Source organism: Arcicella sp. GW458-12-2-14-TSB2 (assembly GCF_059423785.1).
In genome coordinates this window covers 1-8,563 of sequence record NZ_JBWKYN010000222.1, presented here as the reverse complement: position 1 = coordinate 8,563, position 8,563 = coordinate 1, and the positions used below count along the sequence as shown (strand labels likewise).

7 protein-coding genes are annotated in these 8,563 nt (G+C 35.7%); 4 read left to right on the top strand and 3 right to left on the bottom strand.

Features of this window, described 5'->3' with window-relative positions; genetic code table 11:
• Positions 1-22: 22 nt before the first annotated feature.
• Together AC07XN_RS21890 and AC07XN_RS21885 are read right to left on the bottom strand one after the other, a co-directional pair.
• A complete protein-coding gene (locus AC07XN_RS21890; protein ID WP_494744594.1) occupies positions 23-1,024 on the bottom strand; it encodes a zinc dependent phospholipase C family protein in 1,002 nt (333 codons plus the stop codon).
• A gap of 214 nt (positions 1,025-1,238) precedes the next feature.
• Positions 1,239-1,703: a GNAT family N-acetyltransferase gene (locus tag AC07XN_RS21885; RefSeq protein ID WP_494744593.1), complete on the bottom strand. Its 465-nt coding sequence runs from the start codon at positions 1,701-1,703 to the stop codon at positions 1,239-1,241.
• A 70-nt stretch (positions 1,704-1,773) separates the two neighbouring features.
• Between AC07XN_RS21885 and AC07XN_RS21880 the strand changes: the two genes are divergently transcribed.
• Complete coding sequence (locus AC07XN_RS21880; RefSeq protein ID WP_309911990.1) at positions 1,774-2,391, top strand: hypothetical protein; 618 nt, start codon at positions 1,774-1,776, stop codon at positions 2,389-2,391.
• A gap of 83 nt (positions 2,392-2,474) precedes the next feature.
• On the opposite strand, the gene AC07XN_RS21875 is transcribed toward AC07XN_RS21880, so the two are convergent.
• A complete protein-coding gene (locus AC07XN_RS21875) occupies positions 2,475-3,290 on the bottom strand; it encodes a hypothetical protein (RefSeq protein ID WP_494744592.1) in 816 nt (271 codons plus the stop codon).
• 411 nt (positions 3,291-3,701) lie between these two features.
• Here AC07XN_RS21875 and AC07XN_RS21870 point away from each other — a divergent pair, with 411 nt between their 5' ends.
• From AC07XN_RS21870 to AC07XN_RS21860, 3 genes are all read left to right on the top strand, one after another.
• Positions 3,702-4,730: a GntR family transcriptional regulator gene (locus AC07XN_RS21870; RefSeq protein WP_309911992.1), complete on the top strand. Its 1,029-nt coding sequence runs from the start codon at positions 3,702-3,704 to the stop codon at positions 4,728-4,730.
• A 196-nt stretch (positions 4,731-4,926) separates the two neighbouring features.
• Positions 4,927-7,734 (top strand): leucine--tRNA ligase, encoded by a 2,808-nt coding sequence (gene leuS, locus AC07XN_RS21865; RefSeq protein WP_494744591.1) that lies wholly within the window; start codon positions 4,927-4,929, stop codon positions 7,732-7,734.
• 242 nt (positions 7,735-7,976) lie between these two features.
• A complete protein-coding gene (locus tag AC07XN_RS21860; RefSeq protein WP_309911994.1) occupies positions 7,977-8,507 on the top strand; it encodes a YfiT family bacillithiol transferase in 531 nt (176 codons plus the stop codon).
• Positions 8,508-8,563: the final 56 nt, after the last annotated feature.

Below are 8,563 nucleotides of genomic sequence, written 5' to 3'. Positions count from 1 at the left end.
CCAAGAGCCTTTTTGTTGAAAATTAAAACTCTTCTGGTTTTGCTTTTCGTGATTGTAACAAACCTTGTTTGATTAGTTCGTTATTTTTCCAAGCTTTCTTCGCTATTTTGAATTTTGCTTTGTCTTCTTTCGTGACTGTCTCTAAATCAGAAAGGTCTGGTTTGCCAGCATTTACCCAAGCGGTGTACCAAAAATCAGCTACACTTTCGCTTGATAATAACATCTGATTGTTGATGGTATTACCCAAACGTTCTCCGTAAGCCTTGGCAAATTCGCCCGTGTAATTCTTTCTCATTTGTCCGAAACGTTCAGAACGCTTGAATTTTCTTTCGTCTGGAAAGCCTACGCTGGCATTTATTTCTTCTTTGAAAACACCATCTAATAATAAGCTCGTTGCTGCAATTTTTGTCCAAATCTCAGCTAATGGGTCTTTAATATATTTAGCTTTATGTTTTGTATAAAGGTTATAACTTTCAATGTTTATCTCTGGCACAGCGGTTTCCCAAAGCGAGTGAAGTCCTCTTTGATTAGTCAATTGTCCATCATAATTATAACTTGTATGCAAAGGTACATGGGCATCTGAAACATAATGACCTAAATCTGCGGCATAAAACAAAATACTGTCTTTCATTTTACTGCGGAAAGCCTCCGTCAGTTTTTCTTGCATTGCTACAACTACCCATGGTAAAGTACCATATTTTTTGAGGGTATCGGCAGTATATTTTTTTACGGCTGAATCCCAATCATGAGGAATGGTGTTTAGTGGGTCAGTACCATAAATAGGGGCATCTAAATCTATAAAGTGTTTAGGTGCTTCTGTTTTATCTGTATTTCTACGAACATCTGGACGAACAGAGTTATAAACCATGTAGTCTTCATTTTTCATAAAGAACGTTGCCATTTTTTTAGGCAAAGCATACGCTGAAATTTGATGAATGGTTTTGTGGCCTAAAAAGCCCCAAGAACAACAGCATAACAGGATTAAAAGAGCAAGGATTTGTTTAAGTTTTGATAATTTCTTCATGAATAGTTGTTAGTTGTGAATTAGCGAGTTGTGAGTTAGTGAGTAGTCAGTATAAAATAAACGAGACTTCCATCTAAATTAAAATTCTAATACCCGTCCTCGTTGAAGTTATCTCCATCAGGAATAAAATCAGGGCAAAGATAAGTCTAAACGTTCGAGATTATCACCTTGCTTATTTATGTAATAATTAATTATTATTGAGTTCCATATACGCTTAAAGTGCTAATTCAAAATATAGCACTTCCTCTAAAGGGTTATACACATAAGCGGACGTTTCTTGAAAGCCAAAAGAGCGATAGAGCCCAATCGCTTCTGTTAAGGTGGTTAAAGTATCCAATTTCATGGTTTGATAATTGGCATTTTTAGCAAACGTAATCAACTCTTCTACTAATTCCCTACCTACTTTATGCCCTCTGGCACTTGGTTTTACATACAAACGCTTCATTTCACACACGCCTTCGGCAATGGGTTTCAAGGCAATACATCCTACAATCTCATCGTTGATTTTAGCTAGGATAATACATCCAGCAGGAGCTGCATAAACTTTTGATAGCGTTTGTAATTCTTTCTCAAAATCCTGAAAACAAAGGTCTATCTTTAAGTATTCAGCATATTCTATGAATATTTTTCTTACCTCATCTAATTCATCAGGGGAGTAATTCACGTAATGGAATTGCATATTTTTAACTTTGTGAGTAAATAATTAGGGATAAAAAAAATTGAATGAAAATCACTTACTAATTTTGGGTATGAAATTACAAGAAATATTCCGAAACATCATTGCGACAGATTCGCTTCACGCTCGATTCTTGAATACTCTTTCATTAATGGAGAACACTGGTGCAAGAAAAATATCTGCTTCTGAAGATAAATCCAAAGTATCTTATATCGTTTTGAAGCACGCTGCAGAAGAAGCACGCCATGCTTTTTACTTGAAAAAGCAAATCCAAAAAGTTGGAAAAATATCAGATTTCCCAACTTATGAAAAACCATATCTTATCGCTCCTTTTGCTAGTTATACTTATTTGCATACCTTGGATATTCAGGTATGTAGGTATTTAAAACAAACCTTAAAGCTATCAGGTAATGATTTGAAATATGCAGCTTATTTGTTGGTAACTTATGCCATTGAAGTAAGAGCCGACGAATTATATCCTGTATATCAAGAATTACTCGAAGAGGTGTCATCTAAAGTAAATATGAAGTCCATTATTGTTGAAGAAGAAGGACATTTAGCAGAGATGATTAATCAATTAAAAGAGTTTTCGCCAGCATGGGAAATGCACGCTAAAGTGGCTTGCGATATTGAAAAGACTTTATTCGAACAATGGATTATTTCTATTGGTAATGAATTAGGAGTTAATTAATAGCTATCAGCCATAAGCCTTGAGCTATGAGCCTTGAGTTTTTAAGTCAAAAAGCTCAAGGCTCATAGCTCACAGCTAAACCCTCACAGAGAGTTTCTTCTAATAAATAGAAATGAGTTTCTGATATGTTCTCGTCTACCACTTAAAATTAAGTCGGCAGCATTTTTTCCTAATTGAAAATGATCTGTAGATACTACCGTGATTCCTCCTGATAATATTTCTTTGATAGGTGTTTCGTTATATGAAACAATACCTATATCCTCGCCTACTACCATCTTCTTATTCTTACAGCACATCAGTGTTTCGGCTAAATATCTTTCCGAAAGAATTAAATAAGCTTCTTTGCTTCGGATAGTATTTTCCTCAATATCCGAATAGATATTGTATTGTAGGTTATTCTCTTTGGCAAACTTTTTTAGTCCTTCAATGACAAAATACGCATTGGCATAATGTTCTTGAATAATACAATTCAGGGTACTGTATTTCAGAATTGCTTCTTTGGCTTTGAACAAAGCTTCGTAAATATCCTGCTCGAAATCTTGATAAACACAGGCATATTTCCCTCTGATAAATTCATTCCTTTTTTCCAGAATAATCAATTTATTGGTCGGAACACTATTGATAGTTTTTAGAAAATCTTCATTGAGATAACTCGTATGCATCATAAAAGCAAAGTAATCATACTGATTAATTTTCTCTTTTATTACCTTCTCAAAGTGAAAAGCATTCTGGGTACTGAACTGGTGGATGTATAAATCAACCGTAGCTTTCCCTTCGATTTTGTCCATAAATCCATCATAGATTTCATGTTTAAAATCGTTCAGCCTACTAAAAACCATGAGTATTTTTAGTTCTTTTGATTGAAGGCTTGTATGCGAATTGGCTAATTGTGCTGTCAATGAGAATGTCGTTTGAACTTATAGATACCAAGTAACTTATTCCCAAACAACTAAATATCCTGCCTTGCACCGTCAACAAAAATCAGGTCATAACAGGACACCAAATGTCCATTTCAACAATTTTGCAATATATATCCCAACATTTGCAAGAAATGTCCTAACCATTTAAATCAATTTGAGCCTACCTTTACGAAACAATTTATGCACTTTTTCAATAATTTATTTGACTTATTGGATTAATTCGTTTGTTTTTGACGAATGAAGCAATTCAGATAAAAAGTTTAGATTGAAATATACAAAAATTCGTACCACTATTATTTATAAGCATCGAATCAAGATTTCAATCACTTTGGCATTTATGTATTACCTACTATTACCAATATAACAACCCAATTTTATCCAGTAAATAAAATGATAAAGACATTCAGAGAGTTTTCTCAAAACAAGCAAGATTCAAAAACACCAAAATATCAGCAATTGGTAAACACACTATTGATTGATATTGAAAGCGGAAACTTACAAACGGGTGAACGCCTTCCTTCCATTAATGAAGCGAGTGAAGAGTGCTACTTGTCTCGTGATACTGTTGAACGTGCTTATTCAGAACTTCACCGCTTAGGTGTGATTACTTCTATTTTCAGAAAAGGTTATTTTATCTCTGGAAAGTCGGCTAAAACTAAAACGAAAGTTTTCTTTTTAGTCGGAAAAATTACAGAGAACAACAAAGCCATTTTTAATGCTTTTGTGAATGCTTCTAACAAAGATGTAACTGTTGACATTTTCACTTACAATTATAAGAGTGATAATTTCAGAGAAATCATCAATAGTCATTTAGGCAATTATCATTATTATGTAATCATGCCTCATTTGATTGAAGAAAGTGAAGAAAACATTAAATGCTTAAAGAAGATTTCTGGCGAACGCCTTATCTTTTTAGAGCAATCGTTGGCTTCTCTTCATGGATTAAATTCAAGCATTTTGAGTAACTCTGGTGATGAGATTGCTCAGGTAATGCAACAAAACATTAAACATTTCAAGAAATACAAAACCTTGAATTTGGTTTTGACAGAAGACGAGTATTTTGATTCGGAGTTGATTACTGGATTTAGAGATTTCTGTGAAACCAATCATTTTGATTTCCAAGTATTAGATGGCTTTCAAGATGAAGAAGTAATGGCAGGAAACGCTTATTTAACAATGGACGACATTGATTTAGTAGCAGTCATTAAATCAGCAGAACAACAAGGCTTAACACTCGGGAAAGAAATTGGGTTGATTTCATTAAACGATAACTGTTATAAAGAAATATTAGCTGGGGGGATTACAATAATATCCTCTAAACCTACCGAAATTGGCAAAATGGCCGCCAATATTATTCAAGGAGGAAAACGCCAACAAATACAAGTTCCGATGGAAATGGTATTGAGGAAATCCCTTTAAGACACTTTTTTAATTGAAAAATAGGCTAAGATGATTCAAAATCTTATTCCTTGTTACAACCTTGACTATGTTTAGTCAAGGTTGTTTTGTTTTCATGGCTCTTTTTCAGCTAAAAACCTGTAATTTTGCAATTCTAAAAAAATAGTCAATGTAGCCATACACTTATTGTTAATGACTACAACAAAAACCACAAGCAATGGAATACAATTTCAAAGAAACAGAACAGAAATGGAGACAGTTTTGGGAAGAAAACCAAACCTATAAAACAGAGGTTAACCATGATAAACCCAAGTATTACGTATTGGATATGTTTCCGTATCCTTCAGGTGCTGGTTTACACGTTGGTCATCCACTGGGTTACATTGCTTCTGATATCATCGCTCGTTACAAACGTTTGAAAGGTTTCAACGTATTGCACCCGATGGGCTTTGATTCATTTGGTTTGCCTGCTGAACAGTATGCTATCCAAACAGGTCAACATCCAGCTATTACTACCGAAGAAAATATTGCTACTTATATTCGTCAGCTAAAGCAAATTGGTTTTAGTTATGACTGGTCGCGTGAAGTGCGTACTTCTGATGCTAAATATTACAAATGGACGCAATGGATTTTTATGCAATTGTTCAAGCATTATTATAATAAAGATGCCAACAAAGCTTTGTCTATTGCTAGTTTAGTTGAACGCTTCGCTGTGTCTGGTAACATAGGCATCAATGCTGTTTGTGATGAAGATACATCAAATTTCACAGCAGAAGAGTGGAATAACATGAGCGAACAAGAACAGCAGACTATTTTATTAAAATATCGTTTGACTTATCCAGATGAATCAGTAGTAAACTGGTGCCCAGGCTTGGGAACTGTTTTGGCGAATGATGAAATCAAAGACGGTGTTTCTGAACGCGGAGGCTATCCTGTTGAACAGAAAAAAATGAAGCAATGGGCAATGCGTATCACTGCGTATGCCGATAGATTAATCGACGGCTTGAATGAAGTAGATTGGTCGGATGCTTTGAAAGAACAACAACGTAATTGGATTGGTAGAAGTACAGGAGCAAGTGTAAAGTTTAAAGTTGATGCTTCGACTGTTCAAGAGAATGCTCCAGAATTTATTGAAGTATTCACTACACGCGTTGATACTATTTATGGCGTATCGTTTATGGTAATTGCTCCAGAACATGAGTACGTTCCATTCTTGACAACTCCAGCACAAAAAGAAACTGTTGATGAGTATGTAAAATGGGTAGCTTCAAGAACGGAGTTAGACCGTATGTCGGAAGTGAAAAAAGTTACAGGAGCTTTTACAGGAAGTTATGTAATCAATCCATTTACGGAAGAAAGAGTACCTATTTTCTTAGCAGACTATGTGTTGGCTGGCTACGGAACAGGGGCAGTAATGGGCGTACCTTCGGGCGACCAACGTGACTGGAACTTTGCTACACATTTCGAGTTACCAATTATACCAATCTTGGATGCTCAGAAAAATATTGAAGAACAAGCGGATAATACCAAAGAAGGTAAATATATCAATTCGGGTATTATCAACGGAATGGGCTATAAAGAAGCTACGGCTACTCTAACAAAATGGTTGGAAGAAAGAGGCATCGGAAAAGGTAAAATTCAATACCGTTTACGTAATGCAGTATTCAGTCGCCAAAGATATTGGGGAGAGCCAGTGCCTGCCTACTTCAAAGACGGTTTGCCATATTTGATTGAAGAAAGCGAATTGCCTTTAGAATTGCCAGTGATTGATAAATACTTGCCAACAGAAACGGGCGAACCTCCACTAGGCCGTGCCGAAGGTTGGAAATATAAAGGCGAGTACGAATATGAATTATCAACGATGCCAGGATGGGCGGGTTCATCATGGTATTGGTACCGTTATATGGATGCTCAGAATGACCAAGAATTTGCTTCACAAGAAGCTATTAATTATTGGAAGGCAGTAGATTTATACTTGGGTGGCTCTGAACACGCTACTGGACACTTGTTATATAGTCGTTTCTGGAATAAATTCTTGAAAGATTTAGGTTTAGTACCCGAAGAAGAATTTGCCAAAAAATTGATTAACCAAGGCATGATTCAGGGGCGTTCTAATTTTGTGTATCGTGTAAAATCATCCGTTGGAGAAGGCAAAAACCCAGTTTTTGTTTCTTATGGGTTGAAAGACCAATACGAAACTACGCCAATTCATACAGATGTAAACATTGTATCGAATGAGGTGCTAGATATACAAGCTTTCAAAAAATGGCGCGCTGACTTTGAAAATGCGGAGTTTATCTTGGAAGATGGCAAATATATCTGCGGTGTGGAAGTGGAGAAAATGTCGAAATCTAAATACAACGTAGTAAACCCAGATGTATTGGTTGACAAAGTTGGGGCAGACACTTTACGTTTGTACGAAATGTTCTTAGGGCCATTAGAACAAGCTAAACCATGGAATACGAATGGTATCGATGGTTCATTCCGTTTTATCAAAAAAGTATGGCGTTTGTTCTATGACGATTTAGGCAACTATAAAGTAAAAGACGAAGCACCAACACCTGCGGAATTGAAAGTATTGCATACTTGCATCAAGAAGGTGGAAGAAGATTTAGAGCGCTATTCATTCAATACCGTGGTTTCTACGTTGATGATTTGTGTGAATGATTTAGGGTCATTGAAATGTACAAGTAAAGCTATCTTGCAAGAATTAGTCATTTTAATGTCGCCATACACACCACATATTGTCGAAGAGCTTTGGGTATTGTTGGGTAACGAAGCAGGAACGATTTCTTACGCTACTTTCCCTAAATTCAATGCGTCATTGTTAGTAGAAGCTAATTTCGACTATCCGATTTCTATCAATGGAAAAGTAAGGGCTAACATCTCTTTCCCAACTGATGCGATTCCAGCAGATATTGAAGCAGGAGTTTTGGCACACGAAGTAGTTCAAAAATGGTTAGATGGAAAAGCTCCTAAAAAAGTAATCGTAGTACCGAAAAGAATTGTGAATGTAGTATTATAATAAAGACAAAATTAATAGCAGTCGCTCGCTTCAAGCGAGTGACGACTATTACAAGGCTTCAAGCCTAAAAAAAAATATGTATGGCATGATGCCATATAATAGTAATCACTCGCTTGAAGCGAGCGACTGCACGATTGCATTACTATTATCAGCTCTCCAAAGATTAATGATTTTTTTATCTTTGGAGAGCTTTTTTGTTTTTTATTGTTAATAAATTACAAACATTATCTAAACACATATTTATGGATTTACAAGCTTTACAATATCCAATTGGAAAATGGACTCCGAAGGAACAACATACTTGGGAAGAGATTCAAGAAAGTATTGCCCAATTAAAGACAATTCCAGCACTATATAAAGAACTTACCGCAGGTTTGAGCGAAGAGGATTTACTAAAACAATATCGCGAAGGAAGTTGGACTGTCAGACAAGTGATACACCATGTCGCAGATATTCATGTGCTGTATTTTGTGCGTTTTAAACATGCGCTTACTGAAATAAATTCTGAAGGAGTGGTAAGTAAAATAGATGCTTGGGCTAATTTAGAAGAAGCTAAAAATGCTCCTATCGACTATTCTTTGACGCTATTAGAAGGTATCCATTTGCGTTGGACATACCTTTTAGAACAAATGACAGAAGAGGATTTTCAGAAAGGTTATTATCATCCTACCCGCAAAATGTATTTAACATTGATGGATGCCGTGGATGTAGGCGTTTGGCATAGTAAACACCATTTAGCACATATTAAAATTGCTTTAGGGAAAGACAAATAAGTGTTTTTTGCTACTTGTACATATTAAAATCTTTCTATTAGGGTGCGACTTAAGTC